Consider the following 18482-nt stretch of genomic DNA (forward strand, 5'->3'; position numbering starts at 1 on the left):
GATGCTGAACAAGTCCGTTCCCGTCGGGTTCGATACCGTGCTCGTCGCCAACCGCGGTGAGATCGCGGTCCGGGTGATCCGCACCCTGCGCGCGTTGGGCATCCGCTCGGTGGCCGTCTACAGCGACGCCGACGCCGACGCCCGCCACGTCCACGAAGCCGACACGGCGGTGCGCCTCGGCCCGGCCCCGGCGCGGGAGAGCTACCTCGCCATCGACCGGGTGGTGGCCGCCGCCGTGCGCACCGGCGCGCAAGCGGTGCACCCCGGCTACGGATTCCTCTCGGAGAACGCCGCTTTCGCCGCCGCGCTGGCCGAGGCTGGGATCGTGTTCCTCGGGCCGCCTGCCCGCGCCATCGAGGTGATGGGCGACAAGATCACCGCGAAGAACACCGTCGCCGCGTTCGGCGTCCCGGTGGTGCCCGGCATCGCCACACCGGGCCTGACCGATGACGATCTGATCGCGGCGGCCGCCGAGGTCGGCTATCCGGTGCTGGTCAAGCCGTCCGCGGGCGGTGGAGGCAAGGGCATGCGACGGGTCGACGATCCGGCCCGGCTTCCCGAGGCGCTGCGCAGCGCCCGGCGCGAGGCCGCGGCCGCGTTCGGGGACGACACGCTGTTCCTGGAACGCTTCGTCACCCAGCCGCGCCACATCGAGGTGCAGATCCTCGCCGACCAGTTCGGCAACGTGCTGCACCTGGGCGAGCGCGAATGCAGCTTGCAACGCCGCCACCAGAAGGTGATCGAGGAAGCGCCGTCGCCGCTGCTGGACGCGGCCACCAGGGCCAGGATCGGCGCGGCGGCGTGCAACACCGCGCGCAGCGTGGATTACGTGGGCGCGGGCACGGTGGAGTTCATCGTCTCCGCCGACCGGCCCGACGAGTTCTTCTTCATGGAGATGAACACCCGCCTGCAGGTCGAGCATCCGGTCACCGAGCTGGTCACCGGCGTCGACCTGGTGGAATGCCAGGTCCGGGTGGCGGCCGGGCAGAAGCTGGCGGTGGCGCAGGACGACATCCGCATGGTCGGGCACGCGATCGAGGCCAGGGTGTACGCCGAGGACCCCGGTCGCGGGTTCCTGCCCACCGGTGGCACGGTGCTCGACCTCGACGAGCCCGTGGGCGACGGAGTCCGGGTCGATTCCGGCCTGCGGATCGGCACCCGCGTCGGCAGCGACTACGACCCGATGCTGTCGAAGGTCATCGCGCACGCCGCCGACCGCTCCGCCGCGCTCGCGAAACTCGATCGGGCGCTGGCCGACACCGTGCTGCTCGGCGTGACCAGCAACATCGAATTCCTGCGCTTCCTGCTCGACGACGAGGACGTGGCCGAGGGACGGCTTGACACCGGTCTGCTCGACCGGCGCCTCGCCGACTTCCGGCCCGCCGCGGTAGGCGACGACGAGTTCGTCGCCGCGGCGGCCTGGCACTGGCTGCGCCGCTGGCCCGCCGCGCCGCGTGACCCGTGGGAAGTCCCGTCGGGCTGGCGGATCGGGGCCGACGCGCCGACGCCGATCCGGCTCGCGGGCGGCGAACGGGTCGAGCACGTCTATCTCTCCGGCACCCCGGACGACGGCACGGTGCGGGTCGACGACGGCGAAAGTCGTTCGCTGACCGCATCGTTCATCGCATCCGGCGATCGGTGCGCCGGCGTTCTCACACTCACACTGGACGGACTGCGCCGCACCTACCGGGTCGCCGAGCAGGACGGCCTGCTGTGGGTGGCCGGACCGTCCGGCATCGCGACGCTGCGCGAAGTGGCGGAGGTCAACGTGCGCGGCGGCGACGAGCACGTGGGCGACGCCGAGATCCGCTCCCCCATGCCCGGCTCGGTGATCGCGGTGCCGGTCGCCTCCGGCGCCACAGTGGAAGCGGGCGATCCGGTGGTCATCGTGGAGGCGATGAAGATGGAGCACTCGCTCACCGCGCCGGTCGCCGGAACCGTCGAACTGCTGGTCGAACCGGGCGCGCAGGTGCGCCTGGACCAAGTGCTTGCGCGCGTCGTCGCGCAGGCCGCGACGAATCACCCCGAACGAGAAGGAATCCCCGCATGACCGACTTCCTGTCCACCGGCACGCTGCCGGAGGAGTACCGCGACCTCGCGCTGACCGTGCGCGACTTCGCGCGGTCGGTGGTCGCTCCGGTGGCGGCCGAGCACGACGCGAACCACACCTTCCCGTACGAGGTGGTCGCGGGGATGGCCGAGATGGGCCTGTTCGGACTGCCGTTCCCGGAGGAGTACGGCGGCATGGGCGGCGACTACTTCGCGCTGTGCCTGGCGCTGGAGGAACTGGGCAAGGTCGACCAGAGCGTGGCGATCACACTGGAGGCGGGCGTCTCGCTGGGCGCGATGCCGATCTATCGCTTCGGCGACGACAAGCAGAAGCAGGAATGGCTGCCGCAGCTGACCAGCGGCCGCAACCTCGCCGCGTTCGGGCTCACCGAGCCGGGCGCGGGCAGCGACGCGGGCGGCACCAGGACCACCGCCGTCGCCGACGGCGGCGAATGGATCATCAACGGCAGCAAGCAGTTCATCACCAACTCCGGCACCGACATCACCAAGCTGGTCACGGTGACCGCGGTGACCGGGACCACCGGCGGCAAGAAGGAGATCTCCACCATCCTGGTGCCGACCGACACGCCCGGCTTCGTCGCCGAGCCCGCCTACAACAAGGTCGGCTGGAACGCCTCCGACACCCATCCGCTCAGCTTCACCGACGTGCGCGTGCCCGAGGAGAACCTGCTCGGTGAACGCGGGCGCGGCTACGCGAACTTCCTGCGCATCCTCGACGAGGGCCGCATCGCCATCGCCGCGCTCGCGGTCGGGGCCGCGCAGGGCTGCGTGGACGAGAGCGTGCGCTACGCCAAGGAGCGCGAGGCGTTCGGCCAGGTCATCGGGCGCAACCAGGCCATCGCGTTCAAGATCGCCAGGATGGAGGCGCGGGCGCACGCCGCGCGCACGGCCTACTACGACGCGGCGGCGCTGATGCTGGCGGGCAAGCCGTTCAAGAAGCAGGCGTCCATCGCCAAGCTGGTGGCCAGCGAGGCCGCCATGGACAACGCCCGCCACGCGACGCAGATCTTCGGCGGCTACGGGTTCATGAACGAGTACGCCGTCGCACGGCACTATCGCGACAGCAAGATCCTGGAAATCGGCGAGGGGACGACGGAGGTGCAGCTGATGCTGATCGGACGGGAGCTGGGCCTGTGACCAGGCGGACAGTCGTGCAGCGCGGCCTGTGGTTCGAGGAGTTCGACACCGAGGTGGTCTACGAGCACCGGCCCGGCCGCACCATTACCGAGGCCGACAACGTCCTGTTCACCACGCTCACCATGAACACCCAGGCGCTGCATCTGGACGCGGCGTTCAGCGAGCAGTTGCCCCCGTTCAACCAGCGGCTGGTCAACTCGATGTTCACCCTGTCCACCTTGATCGGGCTTTCGGTGGCGCAGCTGACCCAGGGCACCATCGTGGCCAATCTGGGCTTCTCGGAGGTCGCGTTCCCCAAGCCGCTGTTCCACGGCGACACCATGTACGCCGAGACCGTGGTCACCGACAAGCGCGAGTCGAAGAGCCGTCCCGGCGAGGGCATCGTGACCTTCGCGCACACGGCGCGCAACCAGCACGGCGACATCGTCGCGACCGCGGTGCGCAAGACGCTGGTGCGCAAGGCGCCGGAGGGCGCGGCATGAGGGGGCCGGGTGCGCGGCAGCCCGGCGTCGGCACACCGGGCTCCGCACATACCCATGACCAACCCCGCATGAGCGGTCGGACCTCGGGATGGCAGTGCCGCGCGCATGCCGGAGGTGATGCGGCGTGAGCTGGGAGATGGCGGGCCCGGCGTGGTTGTTCTGCCCGGCCGATCGTCCCGAACGCTTCGCGAAGGCGGCGGCCGCGGCCGATGTGGTGATCCTCGACCTCGAGGACGGCGTCGCCGCGCACGACAAGGCGGGGGCGCGCAAAGCGCTGCTGGACAACCCGCTGGACCCGGAGACCACGGTGGTGCGGGTCAACGCGGCGGGCACCGAGGATCACACGCTCGACCTGGCCGCGCTCGCCGAGACCGCCTATCGGAGGCTCATGCTGCCCAAATGCGAGTCGGCCGAGCAGATCGCGGCGCTGGCCGAATACGAAGTGATCGCGCTGATCGAGTCACCGCTCGGCGCGCTCACGGTCGGCACGGCGATGACGGCGCCCAACGCGATCGGCGTCATGTGGGGCGCGGAGGATCTGGTCGCCGGGCTCGGCGGCACCGCGAGCAGGCGCGCCGACGGCGGCTATCGCGACGTGGCCCGGCACGTGCGCTCCACCGCGCTGCTGGCCGCCAAGGCGTACGGCAAGTTCGCGCTGGACTCGGTGTACCTGAACATCCGGGATCCGGACGGGTTGCGAGCGGAGGCCGAGGACGCGGTCGCGGTGGGTTTCGACGCCAAGGTCGCGATCCACCCGAGCCAGGTGCCGGTGTTGCGAGCCGCCTACGCACCCTCCGGCGAAGAAGTCGCCTGGGCCCGCCGAGTGCTGGCGGAAGCGCCGAACCACCGCGGCGTGTTCGCCTTCGAAGGCAGGATGGTCGATGGCCCCGTGTTCCGGCACGCCGAGCAGATCGTGCGGCGCGCCGACCGCGCCTGAGCACCGAGTTTCCACAGTCGAGAGGACCGCGATGCAACCACAATGGGTGCCGACCGAAGCCGACATCGCCGCGGCGAGGATCACCGACTTCGCCCGATTCGTGGCCGAACGCACCGGTGTGCGCGCGGCCGACTATCACGCGCTGTGGCAGTGGTCGGTCGAGGATCTCGCCGGGTTCTGGCACGCGCTGTGGGACTACTTCGAGCTCGGCGACATCGCGGGCGAAGTGCTGGCGAGCGCGCAGATGCCCGGTGCGCAGTGGTTCCCCGGCACCCGGCTGAACTATGTGGACCAGGTGATCCGGCAGCTGCGCACCGACCGGCCCGCGATCAAGGCGGTCAGCGAGGACGCGCCGATCCGTGAGGTGTCCTGGGCCGAATTGATCGACCACACCGCCGCTTTCGCGCGAACGCTGCGTTCGCTGGGTGTGCGGCCGGGCGACCGGGTGGCGGGTTACCTGCCCAACATCCCGGAGGCGGTGATCGCGTTCCTGGCCACCGCGAGCATCGGCGCGGTCTGGAGCGCCTGCGGACAGGACTACTCGCCGAAAGCCGCGCTGGACCGGCTCGGGCAGCTGGAGCCCACCGTCCTGGTCACCGCCGACGGCTACCGCTTCGGCGGCAAGGCGCACGACAAGCGCGACGACATCGCCGCGTTGCGGGCGGGCCTGGACTCGCTGAAGGGCACGATCGCGATCTCCCGGCTCGGGCTGGACGTGCCGGACACGACCTCCTGGGACGAGGCGGTGACCACCACGGACGCGCTGCCTCCGGTGATCACCACCGAGGCGGTGGACTTCGACCATCCGCTGTGGATCGTGTTCTCCTCCGGCACCACGGGCCTGCCGAAGGGCATCGTGCACGGCCACGGCGGCGTGCTGCTGGAACACCTCAAAGCCGTTGCCCTGCAATCGGACATCGGCCCCGACGACACCTTCTTCTGGTACACCAGCCCGAGCTGGATGATGTGGAACTTCCAGATCGCGGGCCTGCTCACCGGGGCCACCATCGTCACCTACGACGGCAGCCCCACCGCGCCCGCGCCGGACGCGCTGTGGCGGATCGCCGCCGAGGTCGGCGCCACCGTCCTCGGCGCGAGTCCCGGCTACGTGCTGGCCTGCATCAAAGCGGGCTCGGTGCCGCGCGCCGACCACGACCTGTCGGCGCTGCGCACCGTCGGCATCACCGGCTCCTCGCTGCCCACCTCATCGGCGCTGTGGCTGGGCGAGAACGTCGGCGAGCACGTCCAGGTCTCCTCGATCAGCGGCGGCACCGACGTGGTGTCGGCGTTCATCGGCGGCGTGCGCACCGTGCCCGTGTGGCCGGGCGAGCTGTCCGCGCCCTTCCTCGGCGTCGCGCTGGACGCCTACGACCCGGAGGGGCGGCCGGTGCGCGGCGAGGTGGGCGAACTCGTCGTCACCGCGCCGATGCCGTCCATGCCGGTCTCCTTCTGGCGCGACGAGGACGGGAAGCGTTATCACGACGCGTATTTCGACATGTTCCCCGGCGTGTGGCGGCACGGCGACTGGATCACCATCACCGACCACCACAGCGTGATCGTGCACGGACGCTCGGACTCGACGCTCAACCGGCACGGCATCCGAATGGGCAGCGCCGACATCTACCAGTCCGTCGAACGGCTCCCGGAGATCGCCGAAGCGCTGGTGATCGGCGCCGAGCAGCCCGACGGCGGATACTGGATGCCGCTGTTCGTCACCCTGGCGCCCGGCGCGGATCTCACCGACGAGCTGAAAGCACGCGTCACCAGCACGATTCGCACCGAGGTATCCCCCCGCCACGTGCCCGACGAAATAATCCTGGCCCCCGGCATCCCGCACACCCGCACCGGCAAGAAGCTCGAGGTGCCGATCAAGAAACTGTTCCAGGGCGCCGACCCGAGCCGCGTCGTCGAACGCAGCGCCGTGGACAACCCGGACCTGCTCGACTGGTACGCCACCATCCGGCCCGGCGGGCGCGGGTGACTACGACTGCGCGCGTCCGGGACCGCGTACGGCGACTTCCTGGTTGAGGCTGCCCTGTGGCACCACCCAGACATGGGGCTGCCTCGTCACCGACGCGATGTGTTCGAAATCCGCGTCATAGTGGACCAGTACGGCCCCGTGGAACTCGGCGACCGCGGCGGTGAGCAGATCCACGATCCCCGCGGCTCGGTGGTGACCTTTGCGCGCCATCAATTGCTGAACTTCGCGCGCACGGTCGGCGATGGTCTCGTTGATCGGGAGGTTGACGTAGAGGGAGCGCCGTCGTTGTGCGATGTTCTGCACGTCGGCGAGGTTGCGCCCCGAGTAACCGGCCTCCAAGTCCACCGTCACGCAGGTCGCGGCCGCACGGTCGGCGATCAGGCCGGCGATGACCGTGCGTACCGGCTCATGCGCGAGCCTGGCGCTCGCGGAGGTGTCCACCAGATGCAAACGGAGCGGAGTGGTCTCGGTCAACGGCGGGCCTCGCGCATGACGTCCGCGTCACCTATGTCAGGGCCGACTCCGAACCCGTACGGGTCGGTCAAGACCTGCTCGATCCGGCGGCGCCGGTCGGCGACGAATTCCAGCGCCGCGTTGACCGTGTCCTTCTTGGTGGTGGTGCCCAACTCCTTGGCGGCTAAGGCTAGAGCTTCGTCGTTGAGATCGATCATCGTCTTCATATATGCAAGGATATATCCAGCGAAACCTTGGCAGCAATACTGCGCACCGGCGTGGTCGCACCCGGCGCGGGAAGTGCACGGTCACGGTGCGTGCGGGTGGGCTGCGCGCGACGACCCGCCCGACCTGGACTGAATGGGGATGCCGAACGTGAGGCTTCCAGGCTGTTACGAGTTCGGCTGCGGCGCAGGATTTATCCGCGGTAGGCGCGGCCGCCGATGGACGCGGTGAAGACCGCCGCACGTGCGCCGCGGGCGGCTTCCAGGTTGCGCTTCTCCTGCGGGGTGAGCCGATAGCGCGCCGTGATCCGCCGCATCGCGGCGATCACGGCGCCGAGCACCGGTATGGGGTCCACCGGGCGCAAAGCCAACGCCATGACGAACTCCTTACCAGAAAGACGAACCGGTACAGGCGAATTCGGCTGAATCTGAGCGGCGGCGTTCAGGCGCAGCGCATTCGGTACCCCGGTCGGGACGAGCGAGCGCGCCGGTCGGCGATCCGGCTTTGGCAGGGGCATGGACCGGCGTCCTGGTTTCTCCTAGCGTGGAGGCGACAGTCGGTTCGACATCCGCGTGGAGGTGGCATCGTGGCCGCACAGGACGTCCGAGAACGTACCGGGCCCGCGGGGTTTCCGCCGGGCCCCGCGCTGCCGCCGCTCGTGCAGAGCGCGTTGTTCCAGCGGGACCGGGCCCGCTTCCTCACCGCGATGGCGCGCCGCCACGGTGACGTCTTCACGCTGCGGATCCCGCCGTTCGCCGACCGGGTGGTGGTGTACTCCCGCCCGGAACACATCAAGGAGATCTTCGCGGGCGATCCGCGCGACCTGCACGCGGGCGAGGGCAACCAGATCCTCGGCACGATCATGGGCCCGCACTCGCTGCTACTGACCGACGAAGCCGAGCACGCGCGGGCGCGCAGGTTGCTCATGCCCGCGTTCAACGGCGCGTCGCTGCGCGGCTACCGGGCGCTGATCACCGAGATCGCGGCCGCGCAGGCCGGCAGCTGGGCGGCAGGCTCCACGGTGCGCATGCTGGACCGGATGAACGCGCTCACCCTCGAGGTGATCACCCGGGTGGTCTTCGGCGTCACCGACGAGCGGACCAGATCGGAGCTGAACCCGCGCCTGAACCGGATCGTCCACCTGAACCCGCTGATCTTCCTCGGATTCAAAAGCGACCGATTGCGCCGGATCGGGCCATGGAAAAGCTTCGCCGAGAACCTCGCGGCGGTGGACGCCTTGCTCTACGCGGAGATCGCCGAACGGCGGCGGGCGGCCGATCTGACCGGGCGCACCGACGTGCTCTCGCGCCTGCTCCAAGTCGGCGACGGCGACGCGCCGCTCACCGACGCCGAACTCCGCGATCAGCTCATCACGTTGCTGCTGGCCGGGCACGAGACCACCGCGTCGGCGCTGTCCTGGGCGCTCTACGAACTCGCCGCCGATCCCGAGACCCAGCGGCAGGCGGCGGAGGCGGCGCGCACCGGCGACGAGCGATATCTGGACGCGGTGCTCAAGGAAGCCATGCGATTGCACACCATCATCTCCGGCACCAATCGAAAACTGACCAGGGACATGACGATCGGCGGACAGCGGCTTCCGGCCGGCACCGTGGTCGCCACGTCGATCGTCCTCGCACACCGGCGTACCGAGGCCTACCCCGACGTCGCCGTCTTCCGCCCGGCCCGTTTCCTCGACGGCGAAGTGGCGCCGAACAGCTGGCTGCCGTTCGGCGGCGGCGTGCGGCGGTGCATCGGCGCGGGATTCTCGCTCCTCGAAGGCACGACGGTGCTGCGTGAAATCCTCGTCCGCCACACTCTTTCGCTTCCCGCGGGAAGCGCGCGGGAGCGCGGCAAGATCCGCAACATCACCACGGTGCCGAGCGGCCGGGCGCGGGTGGTCGTCGACCGGCGGACAACCAGTATGTGAACAATCATTCTTTGCCGCTTCAGCTCTTGTACTGGAAATATATTCGTGTAAGTTTGTCTCTGTTCGACAGAACTGGACCACGGAACGGCGCGCATGGTGCCCCGCGCTTCGGCCGAGTCCGGTCGTCGACCTCCGGACGCGGCGGCGCGCGCATCCCGCCTTGTCGCGTGCCGCCGCACACCGGAGAACAGGTACAGCTCCCGGGGGCCGCTCATCCCCGGGAGCCGTATCCCGTGACACGGCGGGCCCGGTATACGGCCAGGTCGTTACGATGTTCGTCATGAGTGTCGACAATCGCCGTACGGCGCGGAAGGCGAGCAGCGGCGACTCGGCACCTCGCGAGATCCGGCGCAGGCCGAAGAACCGCCGGGCACAGATCGCCGCGGCCTCGGCCGCCGCGTTCGGCGCGCTCGGCTACCACGGCGTGAGCATGGACGACATCGCCTCCGGGCTCGGCATCAGCTCGGCCGCGCTGTATCGCCACTATCCGAGCAAGTACGCGCTGTTCCGGGAGGAACTGCTGCGCGTCGGCCAGGCGATGACCGAATCGGTCGAGCTGCCCGACGAGGCGGCCGAGTGGACGGCCGAGCAGCGGTTGCGGCACGTGCTCGACGCGCTCATCGCGGTGACCATCGACAACCGCCCCACCGTCACGCTGGTGCGCTGGGAGGTCAGGTACCTCGAGCCCGACGACCAGATCACGCTGAACGAACAGCAGGCCACGGTGCTCGGCGCGCTGGGCAGCCAGCTGGCCGCGCTGCGCCCCGATCTGACCGAGGAAGACGTGCGCGTGCTGCGCGCCGCGCTGCTCAGCACGATCACCAGCATCGCCGACCACCACGCCGCCCTGCCCGCGAAAGCCCTTGCTCGCCTGCTGCATTCGGCTTGCTGGTCGGTGGCGCACGCGAAGCTGCCCGCGACGCGCGCGGTGGAGCCGGTCGCGGTGGTCGAGATCCCGAATTCGTTCAAACACGAACTGCTGCTGCGCAAAGCGGTGGAGTTGTTCCACGAGCGCGGCTACCCCAACGTCAGCGTGGAGGACATCGCCACCGCCGCAGGGCTTTCCGCGGCCTCGGCGGTGTACCGGTTCTACCGGGGCAAGAGCGACATCCTGGCCGCAGCGTTCCGCCGTGCGGCCGAGCGGGTTTCCGGCGCAGTCGGCCCGGCGGTGGCGGCGGCCACCGATTCCGAGGACGCACTCACCGCGCTGATCAACCAATACGTCGCAGGGTCTTTCGCCGAACGCGCCCTCACCTTCGTGTATTACACGGAATTTCAGCATGTTCCCGCCGAGGAACGCACGGTGCTCCGCAATATCCAGCGGCTCAGCGTCGAGGAGTGGGCTCGGTTGCTGCGCGAGGTGCGCCCGGAGCTCGCTCCGGCGGAAGCGCGCATCCTCGTTCACGCGGCCTTCGCGCTGGTCGTCGACCTCGGCCGCTCCTTCGGCAACGAACCGCTGGCCGCCCAGGACCGGGTGCGCCTGCTGATGCAGCTGGTGCTCTTCGGACGACCCGCGCGATAGCCAGATAAGTTAGCCGAAATTCTCGACTTGGCGAATACATAGTGCGACATGAAGGCGAGATCACCGAATTTTTGTGATCTACCATTCATTTCTTCCCCACACCGGGTAGCGTCGATGTACCGAACGTTGTGTTGGGCTACCATCGCGGCATGGGTGCCCAGGACCGCCATGCCGCGGACAAGGCGGCCGACGGGACACCGGCACGGGTGATCCGGCGCCGACCACGCGACCGCCGAGCCCAGATCGCGGCGGCGTCGGCCGAGGCGTTCGGGGCGCTGGGCTACCACGGCGTCAGCATGGACGACATCGCCTCGCGGCTCGATATCAGCTCCGCGGCGCTGTACCGCCACTATCCGAGCAAATACGCGCTGTTCCGCGAGGAAGTGCTCCGGTTGGGCACGGTCAGCGCGGAAGCGGTCCGGCTTCCCGACGCCACGGGACTGCCCGCCGAGCAACGGCTCGCACGGGTGCTCGACGCCCTGATCGAGGCCGCGATCGCCAACCGGCGCAGCGCGGCACTGCTGCGCTGGCAGCGGCGCTATCTGGAGGAAGAGGACGCGGCGACGCTGGCCGATCAGCTCGCCGGCGTGAACGCGACGCTCACCTCCCTGCTCGCCGAGACCAGGCCCGCGCTGGCGAAGGCCGACCGCGCCGTGCTCGCCGCGGCGGAGCTGAGCGTGCTCAGCAGCATCGGCGACCATCACGTGTCGATCCCGGTGCGGGCACTTACCACGCGATTGACCGCGGCCTGCCGTGCGCTCGCCGCGTGCGAACTGCCGCCCCCCGGCAGCGCCGAGGCCGAGCACGGCACCGCGACCGAGATCCCGCTGACCTTCAAACACGAGCTGCTGCTGATGCGCGCGGTCGAACTGTTCCACCAGCGCGGTTACCCGAACGTCAGCGTGGAGGACATCGCCAACGCCGCCGGACTGCCCGCCTCTTCGGCGGTGTACCGGTTCTACCGGGGCAAGGGCGACATCCTCACGGCGGCGTTCCGCCGGGCCGCGGATCGGGTGTCGGCCGCCATCGGCCCTGCCGTCTCCGCCGCCGAGACGCCCGAACAAGCGCTCGACACGCTGATCGAGTTGTATGTGGCGGGCTCGTTCGCCGAGCGCGAGCTGACCTTCGTCTACTACGCCGAGATCAGCAATGTGCCGCCGGAGGAGCGCACCGTGCTGCGCAACATCCAGCGCCTCAACGTGGAGGAATGGGCCAAACTGCTGGCCGAAGTGCGGCCCGAGCTGTCCGCCGCCGAGGCGCGGCTGCTGGTCCACGCCGCTTTCGCCCTGGTAGTCGACCTTGGCGAACGCTTCGGCTCCACCGACCCGGCCTGCTCCCCTCGCCGCGTCATCCGCCTGATGCAAACGATCCTCTTCGACCGGCCAGCGCCGTAGCCCGGCGCTCCACGGCGACGTCCACCGATCTACGGACGGAGGCGGTAACGCACCGGCTCAGCCCACGACAGCGCGTCCACCGTGAGCGGCACATGGATGCGGCGAATCGCGAGTGCGGCCCGCGACGGTGTGCCACTCCGCCGACGTCGACCAGCCCGGCGAGCGGGAACTGGCGCACCGTGGATGAACCGCCGCCCAAGCGGACGTCTCCTGTCGGCTACCTGGGCGTGGCCGATGGCCGGACTTCAGGCGCAGGTCCTCGGCCGTGCTGGAGGACGCGGACGGTTTACGCCACCGGCGAACAGCGCGGCGGGAATCGACCTCGTGACGGTGCTGTTGGGGCAGGAAGAGCGATCGGCCCGACCGGCGCGGCGTTCGTAGAGCATCGATGCAGTTTTCCGACTTCGGAAGGACGAATCCCATGAGCACAGATCTCGACGCGCAACCCGCCGCGGCCTCCGGAACCTTCGCCATCGGCGGCGATCTTCCGGTGCGTCGGCTGGGGTATGGCGCGATGCAGCTGACCGGCCCCGGCGTGTGGGGTGACCCCAAGGACCCGGACGAGGCGGTGCGGGTGCTGCGGCGCGCGGTGGAACTCGGCGTGAACTTCATCGACACCGCCGACTCCTACGGCCCGTTCGTCAGCGAGCAACTGATCCGCAAGGCGCTGCACCCGTATCCGGAGGGCCTGGTGATCGCCACCAAGGCCGGTCTCACCCGGCAGGGCCCCAACGAGTGGCGTCCGGTCGCGCGGCCCGAATACCTGCGTCAGCAAGCCGAACTCAGCCTGCGCCATCTCGGCGTCGACCGGATCGACCTGTACCAGCTGCACCGCATCGACCCGCAGGTGCCGCTGGCCGATCAGCTCGGTGAACTCGTGGCGCTCCAGCAGGAGGGCAAGATCCGGCACATCGGCCTGTCCCAGGTGACCGTCGAACAGCTGCGGCAGGCGCGCGAACTCGCCACCATCGTCTCGGTGCAGAACCTGTACAACCTGGCCAACCGCGCCGACGAGGACGTGCTGAACTACGCCGAGCGGGAGAACATCGGCTTCATCCCGTGGTTCCCCATCGCCACCGGCGAACTCGCCGCCCCCGGCGGTCCGCTGGCCGCCATCTCCACCGAGCACGGCGCGACCCCGGCCCAGCTCGCGCTGGCCTGGCTGCTGCGCCGCTCCCCCGTCGTGCTGCCGATCCCGGGCACCTCCAGCGTCGCGCACGTCGAGGAGAACATCGCCGCCGCGCGCATCGAATTGACCGACGCGGAATTCGAGGCGTTGTCGGCCGCCACCGGGTCTGCCGGGAAATAGTCGGCACGGCCGTCGGAGGGGGCACCCGGTGTGTGCGGGTGCCCCCGAACGCGACCAATTAGTGGTTCGCGTGTGTTTTCAGGAATCGAAGCCGGTATTCAACCCCAGCTCGGCGGTCGCATCCAGCTCGGCGGCTACTCGCGCCAGCTTGTCCCGGATACCTTGCACGGCGTCCGGGCCCAGTGCCAGGCGCAGCGGTGCGCCGGGCCGGCGGACGGTGGCCAGGACCGCGGCGGCGGCTTTGCCGGGGTCGCCTTCCTGCTGCTGATCGGACTCGGGCAACCCGTCGCGGACCACGCCCGCGGTGGCGGCGTAGTCGGGGATCGCGGAGCTGATGGCCAGCGCGGCGGGTTTGGCGAAACCGGTGCGGAACGCGCCGGGCTCGACGATGAGCACCTGAATGCCCAGCGGCTCGACCTCCTGGGCGAGGGCTTCGCTGGCCAGCTCCAGCGCGCCCTTGGCGGCACTGTAGATGCCGACGCCCGCGAAGGACATGAACCCACCCATGCTCGTCACCTGCACGATCGCGCCCGATCGGCGCTCCCGCATCTGGGGCAGCACCAACCGGGTCAACCGCAGCGGGGCGTGGAACATGACCTCCATGGCGGCGCGCTCATCGGCCTCGTCGGTTTCCTCGATCGCGCCGACGATGCCGTATCCGGCGTTGTTGACCAGCACGTCCACGCGCCCGGCCTCCTTCACCGCGCGCTCGGCGGCCGCAGGGTCGCGCACGTCCAGCGTCACGACCCGCACCCGATCCGGCTGCGCGGCGACGAGTTCGGCCATCGTCTCGGGGCGGCGCACGGCCGCCACCACCTCGTCGCCTGCCGCGAGCACGGCGCGGGTGAACGCCGCACCGAAGCCGCTGTTGGCGCCGGTAATCAGCCAGCGCCGCACCGTGTTCTCCGTAGTCATGATCGCTCCTTCTCACTTTCCCGGCCCGATGAGCGCGGTCGCTTCAAATATCGATGCCGCGGCGCCGCGTCATCGGGGAACCGTCGCGGGGCGGGGGCGCCGGTCCAGCCACCATTGCGCGATCAGCAGCGACGAGGTCCAGCCCAGCCAGGTGCCGATGCCTGCGATGGTCTGGACGAGCAGCGTCTCGTCCCCATGGAAGGTGGTGTCCAGCAGCGGGTTCAGCAGCAGGAACAAGATCGCCCCCAGTACGCGGTTGAGCATGATCGACAGCGTCAGCGCGAAACTGCGGATCATCCACCGCCGGTGGTCGCCGAACCGGCGCTCACGGGCCGCCCGCAGACCGGCGAGCGTCGTGATCAGCCACAGCAGCGCCAGCATCACATTGCTCACTCGGGCGACCGGGCCGAACGGGCTGGTCGCGCCGATCACCACCCCGGCGAGCCCGGCGGGCAGCACACCCGCGAAAACATAAGCGCGGCCGATGATTCGATGCAGCCGCGGATGCCGCCCGCGAAACCACGGCCAGACCTGGAAGCCGCAGCTCAGAATGGCCGTCGACGCACAGATCACGTGCACCACCAGCAGGGGGTAGTGCAGGGCGAAACCCGGGTCGGGCACGCGCGACAGTGAACGATCGAAAGTCAGGTAGGGCGGAAGGGAGAACGCGACGAACGCGAACACCAGCACCAGCAGCGGTCCCACCCGTGGGCGTTGCCACCAGGAAGTATGGGCGAGGCGAGGCGATTGCCGGGTCGGAACACTCATGAGGGACCATCCGGGGAGTAACCGAGAAGCATGACTGCGTATAAGATACGCAATTGCGTATGCCATACGCAATGCCCATGAGGAGTGACTTGTGAGCGATGAGCTACCCGCGGTCGCGCGGTTGTTGTGGTCGGGCCAGCGGGCATCAGGGCGCGGGCCGCGGCCCGCGCTGACGCTCGACCGCATCGTCACCGAAGCGATCGCGGTGGCCGACGCGGACGGCATCGGGGCCCTGTCGATGCAGCGGGTCGCCAAGCAGCTCGGCGCGGCCACCATGTCGCTCTACCGGCACGTCCCCGGCAAGGACGACCTGATCTCGCTCATGCTCGACGCTGTGATGGCGACACCGCCGCAGCTGCCGTCCGGCGGCTGGCGGCCCGCGATCGAACAATGGGCCCGTGCCATGCGGCAGCTGTATCTGCGCCACCCCTGGGTGCTGGCCGTCGGCACGGGCAACCGCTACATGGGACCGAACGAAGCCTTGTGGGGAGAAATCGCCACGCGCGCATTGCTCGACGGAGGCCTGCCACCGAGCCTGGTGACCGAAACCTTGCTGTCGATGAGCGCGTTCACCGCGGGAGTGACCCGCCTCGAGATCGACCCGACCAAAGGGCGTGACGCTCCCGGCCACGCGGGGCCGGTCCTGGATCCTGCGGTGCTGACCGAGTTCGGTGGCATCGAGCGCTTTCCGGCCCTCGTCGCCGTCGCCACCGAGAGTGCGCCGGAACGCGTGGGTGCGCACGCCGCCGCAGCAGCGGTATTCGAATTCGGGCTCACCGCCCTCATCGACGGCGTCGCCAACCGCATGCGCGGATGATCTCGGCACCGGGGCGTCCTCGTAGCCCCGCGGTACGGGGATACGAGGACGTCGGCGCTGTCGGGGCTCCCTCGCCGTAGTCCCGAGCAGGGGGGGTGAATCTCGTCGGGGGGCGGATCACGCCGGCCGACGAGTTCGGCACGCCGACGCGAGGTCAGCGCGAGTATCCGTCGGCCCGGTTGTCCGGGACGACGCGGCCGGAGGCGACCAGGGCGCGGAAGGCGGCCCGCTTGCGCGGGCAGACGTCGGCGCGGCACGGCCGGTGGCCCTGCATCACCCGGTGCGCCTGTTCGACGGTGAACGGCTCATCGGGCGGCCGGTGCGCGTCCTCGGCGCCGCCGTCCGGCAGGCAGGAGCCGACGCCGAGGATCGCGGCCACCAGCAAGGTGCACACGCCGAGCATGCTCAGCAGCGGATTCACGACCGCTCACTGGTCTGCGGCCTGACGGGAACAGAAGGCCGACGCGGATAGGTACTGCCTGCACTGGGCACCGTGCCCGGCGTGGACGGCGCACAGGAAACGCGCGCGGTCATAGGTCAGGCCCAGCGGCTCCTGCGTGCAGTCGCGGCCCTGGATCAGCCACAGCTCTCGGACATCCGAGTGCAAAACGTCCATCGTCAACCTCCATCAGCGCAGTGCACCCGGCATCGGGAAGGCGCCGCCGGAGCCGCGCTCGACACGGATGGATCGGGCCGTGTCGGGACCGTGCGCCGGGCTCCGGGCAACGGGCGCCCTCGACAGGGTTTGGGCGGACCCCCGATGCCGGGTGCGATTCAACAGTGCGCGTTGCGATTCGGTAGATAACAGACCCGAATGCGGTAATTGCGAGTACTTTCCGTTTGTAGCGGCCTGGAGCGAGGAAGAGAGACCTATGGTGGAGGTCGACTGGACGGGCGAAGCTGTACATGCGCTTCGCACGGCGATGAAGCGAAGCCGTTACGAATTCGCGCGTCTGGTGGGCGTCACACCGCGCACCGTGGTCCTGTGGGAGAACGGCCGAACAACCCGGATGCACGCCGCTAGCCAGCGTCTCCTGGACAGGGTCCTGTCGGGCGTCGATTCCGTCGTCGCCGAACGATTCGAACGCGCGATCACCACGCGCCAGGAGACGGCCCCCGACTACGAAAGCGCCGATTCGGCGCCCGAAAGGCACACCAAGCTCGGTAGGGAAATCGGGCTCGACAAGGAAGTCGAGGAAGACGACGTGAGAAGGCGAGAACTGCTGGCCTGCATCGGCGCGGGCCTGGCAGGCCAGGCGGCGGACCTGGTGGCGAGTGAACCCGAACGGATGCTGGCTACCCTCGACGCTGGGTCGATCAGCGAGCGGCGGCTGGCATTCCTGGAGCAGTCGGCCGAGGTCCTGGGCACGCGGGTGGTCCAGGTCCCGCCGCACGAGCTGTTGCAGACGGGGCTGGAGCAATTCCGTTTGGTGCGTGGCTGTCTCGGCGAACGGCAGCCGACCCATCATCAGGTGCGGCTGGTGCGCACGGCGGGGCGGCTGGCGAACGTGGTCGGCGAGATCCTGTTCAACGAGGGCCACTTCGGTCAGGCCCGCATGTGGTACGCCACCGCCATCCACGCCGCGCAGGACATCGGCGACCGCTATTCGGAGGACATCGCCCTGGCCGGGCTCGCGTATTTGCCGACGTATAGCGATAAACCGAAGGAAGTTTTGCAGTTACTCGACGGGCGCTTGCAAGAAAATCCGTCCTACGGCCCGGCCGCCGCGTGGTTGTGGGGAATGGCGGCGCGTGCGCACGCCAGTCTCGGTCACGCCGATGAATTCGCACGGTGTATAACCCGATCGGCGTCGGCGTTGGAAGACGTCGGCACAGAAGACCTTTCGGTCGGTATCTTTTCTTTCCGCCCGGAGAAACTCGCTTTTTATCAGGCGATCGGATATTCCCGTCTCGGTCGCGCCGAGGAGACCGCCGTGGCGGCCGCCCGCGCGATGGCGCTGTACGACCCGTCGGAGACCATGGAACCGGCCTTGGTGCGCTTCGAGCACGCCACGGCGCTGCTGGCCTCGGGCGAGGTCGAGGAGGCGTGCGCGGTGGCCACCGGCGCCATCACGAACGCGCACACCTACGTCGGGCTCACGGTCACCAAGCGCGCCAGACAGTTCGACTCGGCGCTCGGCGGCCTGCGCACCAAAGCCGTCGCGGAATGGCGGCAGCACGCGCACGCGGTGATCGACGCGGCGCGCGCCGAGGTCTGAGTCCGCGGAGACGAGGCGGGGCGCACCGGTCGGCAGGGGGGATGTGGACCGGCGCGCCCCGCGCATTCAGGTGGTCATTTCCCCTCGCTGGACATGGCCTCGATGAGCGACTTGGGACGCATGTCCACCCAGTGCGTCTCGACGTACTCCAGGCAGGACTTGCGGTTGGCGGCGCCGTAGGCGATGGACCAGCCGCCGGGGACGGCGGCGAAGACCGGCCAGAGCGAGTGTTCGCCCTCCTGGTTGATCAGGACGTAGAACTTGGCGTTGTCGTCGTCGAACGGGTTGGTCATTTCGGATTTCCTTCCTGAGTCGGTTCATGGGGG

At 69.4% G+C, this 18482-nt stretch carries 19 protein-coding genes; 11 read left to right on the forward strand and 8 right to left on the reverse strand.

Features of this window, described 5'->3' with window-relative positions:
* Position 1: 1 nt before the first annotated feature.
* From NB3_RS02350 to NB3_RS02370, 5 genes are all read left to right on the forward strand, one after another.
* The gene (locus tag NB3_RS02350; RefSeq protein WP_067795894.1) at positions 2–2050 is read left to right on the forward strand and encodes an acetyl/propionyl/methylcrotonyl-CoA carboxylase subunit alpha; all 2049 of its coding nucleotides are present in this window, start codon (positions 2–4) and stop codon (positions 2048–2050) included.
* Positions 2047–3207 carry an acyl-CoA dehydrogenase family protein gene (locus tag NB3_RS02355; protein ID WP_067795663.1) on the forward strand — a complete coding sequence of 387 codons (1161 nt, stop codon included), beginning with the start codon at positions 2047–2049 and terminating at the stop codon, positions 3205–3207. The genes NB3_RS02350 and NB3_RS02355 overlap by 4 nt, the downstream gene beginning before the upstream one ends.
* Positions 3204–3689 (forward strand): MaoC family dehydratase, encoded by a 486-nt coding sequence (locus NB3_RS02360; RefSeq protein WP_067795667.1) that lies wholly within the window; start codon positions 3204–3206, stop codon positions 3687–3689. Before NB3_RS02355 ends, NB3_RS02360 begins: the two co-directional genes overlap by 4 nt.
* A gap of 124 nt (positions 3690–3813) precedes the next feature.
* Positions 3814–4626 (forward strand): HpcH/HpaI aldolase/citrate lyase family protein, encoded by an 813-nt coding sequence (locus tag NB3_RS02365; RefSeq protein WP_084485629.1) that lies wholly within the window; start codon positions 3814–3816, stop codon positions 4624–4626.
* 31 nt (positions 4627–4657) lie between these two features.
* A complete protein-coding gene (locus NB3_RS02370; protein WP_067795673.1) occupies positions 4658–6607 on the forward strand; it encodes an acetoacetate--CoA ligase in 1950 nt (649 codons plus the stop codon).
* Here NB3_RS02370 and NB3_RS02375 read toward each other — a convergent pair whose 3' ends face one another.
* The 3 genes from NB3_RS02375 to NB3_RS02385 all read right to left on the reverse strand — a co-directional run bounded on the left by NB3_RS02375 (position 6608) and on the right by NB3_RS02385 (position 7661).
* Positions 6608–7081, reverse strand: coding sequence for a PIN domain nuclease (locus NB3_RS02375; protein WP_067795676.1), 474 nt, complete (start codon positions 7079–7081; stop codon positions 6608–6610).
* Positions 7078–7287 carry a type II toxin-antitoxin system VapB family antitoxin gene (locus NB3_RS36655; protein ID WP_084485632.1) on the reverse strand — a complete coding sequence of 70 codons (210 nt, stop codon included), beginning with the start codon at positions 7285–7287 and terminating at the stop codon, positions 7078–7080. Before NB3_RS36655 ends, NB3_RS02375 begins: the two co-directional genes overlap by 4 nt.
* Before the next feature lie 191 nt (positions 7288–7478).
* Complete coding sequence (locus NB3_RS02385) at positions 7479–7661, reverse strand: hypothetical protein (protein WP_067795679.1); 183 nt, start codon at positions 7659–7661, stop codon at positions 7479–7481.
* Positions 7662–7871: 210 nt separating this feature from the next.
* Here NB3_RS02385 and NB3_RS02390 point away from each other — a divergent pair, with 210 nt between their 5' ends.
* From NB3_RS02390 to NB3_RS02405, 4 genes are all read left to right on the forward strand, one after another.
* Complete coding sequence (locus tag NB3_RS02390) at positions 7872–9212, forward strand: cytochrome P450 (RefSeq protein WP_067795682.1); 1341 nt, start codon at positions 7872–7874, stop codon at positions 9210–9212.
* A gap of 280 nt (positions 9213–9492) precedes the next feature.
* Positions 9493–10734 (forward strand): TetR/AcrR family transcriptional regulator, encoded by a 1242-nt coding sequence (locus tag NB3_RS02395; protein ID WP_067795901.1) that lies wholly within the window; start codon positions 9493–9495, stop codon positions 10732–10734.
* Positions 10735–10883: 149 nt separating this feature from the next.
* A complete protein-coding gene (locus NB3_RS02400; protein WP_067795903.1) occupies positions 10884–12128 on the forward strand; it encodes a TetR/AcrR family transcriptional regulator in 1245 nt (414 codons plus the stop codon).
* A 421-nt stretch (positions 12129–12549) separates the two neighbouring features.
* Entirely contained in the window at positions 12550–13437 is an 888-nt protein-coding gene (locus NB3_RS02405) for an aldo/keto reductase (RefSeq protein WP_067795684.1), read from the forward strand.
* Positions 13438–13515: 78 nt separating this feature from the next.
* Here the strand turns inward: NB3_RS02405 and NB3_RS02410 are convergent, their stop codons facing one another.
* Positions 13516–14352: an SDR family NAD(P)-dependent oxidoreductase gene (locus NB3_RS02410; RefSeq protein ID WP_067795687.1), complete on the reverse strand. Its 837-nt coding sequence runs from the start codon at positions 14350–14352 to the stop codon at positions 13516–13518.
* Positions 14353–14421: 69 nt separating this feature from the next.
* The gene (locus NB3_RS02415; protein WP_084485635.1) at positions 14422–15120 is read right to left on the reverse strand and encodes a DUF2306 domain-containing protein; all 699 of its coding nucleotides are present in this window, start codon (positions 15118–15120) and stop codon (positions 14422–14424) included.
* A gap of 91 nt (positions 15121–15211) precedes the next feature.
* On the opposite strand from NB3_RS02415, the gene NB3_RS02420 reads away from it, so the two are divergent.
* Positions 15212–15937 (forward strand): TetR/AcrR family transcriptional regulator, encoded by a 726-nt coding sequence (locus tag NB3_RS02420; protein ID WP_067795692.1) that lies wholly within the window; start codon positions 15212–15214, stop codon positions 15935–15937.
* A 154-nt stretch (positions 15938–16091) separates the two neighbouring features.
* Here NB3_RS02420 and NB3_RS02425 read toward each other — a convergent pair whose 3' ends face one another.
* Both NB3_RS02425 and NB3_RS02430 read right to left on the reverse strand, forming a co-directional pair.
* The gene (locus NB3_RS02425; RefSeq protein WP_067795694.1) at positions 16092–16358 is read right to left on the reverse strand and encodes a hypothetical protein; all 267 of its coding nucleotides are present in this window, start codon (positions 16356–16358) and stop codon (positions 16092–16094) included.
* A 6-nt stretch (positions 16359–16364) separates the two neighbouring features.
* The gene (locus tag NB3_RS02430; RefSeq protein ID WP_067795697.1) at positions 16365–16553 is read right to left on the reverse strand and encodes a hypothetical protein; all 189 of its coding nucleotides are present in this window, start codon (positions 16551–16553) and stop codon (positions 16365–16367) included.
* 256 nt (positions 16554–16809) lie between these two features.
* Here NB3_RS02430 and NB3_RS02435 point away from each other — a divergent pair, with 256 nt between their 5' ends.
* Positions 16810–18156, forward strand: coding sequence for a helix-turn-helix domain-containing protein (locus NB3_RS02435; RefSeq protein ID WP_067795700.1), 1347 nt, complete (start codon positions 16810–16812; stop codon positions 18154–18156).
* Between the two features lie 74 nt (positions 18157–18230).
* Here the strand turns inward: NB3_RS02435 and NB3_RS02440 are convergent, their stop codons facing one another.
* Positions 18231–18449: an MbtH family protein gene (locus NB3_RS02440; RefSeq protein ID WP_067795702.1), complete on the reverse strand. Its 219-nt coding sequence runs from the start codon at positions 18447–18449 to the stop codon at positions 18231–18233.
* Between the last annotated feature and the right edge of the window lie 33 nt (positions 18450–18482).

Origin of the sequence: Nocardia beijingensis NBRC 16342 (genome assembly GCF_001612785.1) — a bacterium.
Taxonomy (GTDB): domain Bacteria; phylum Actinomycetota; class Actinomycetes; order Mycobacteriales; family Mycobacteriaceae; genus Nocardia; species Nocardia beijingensis.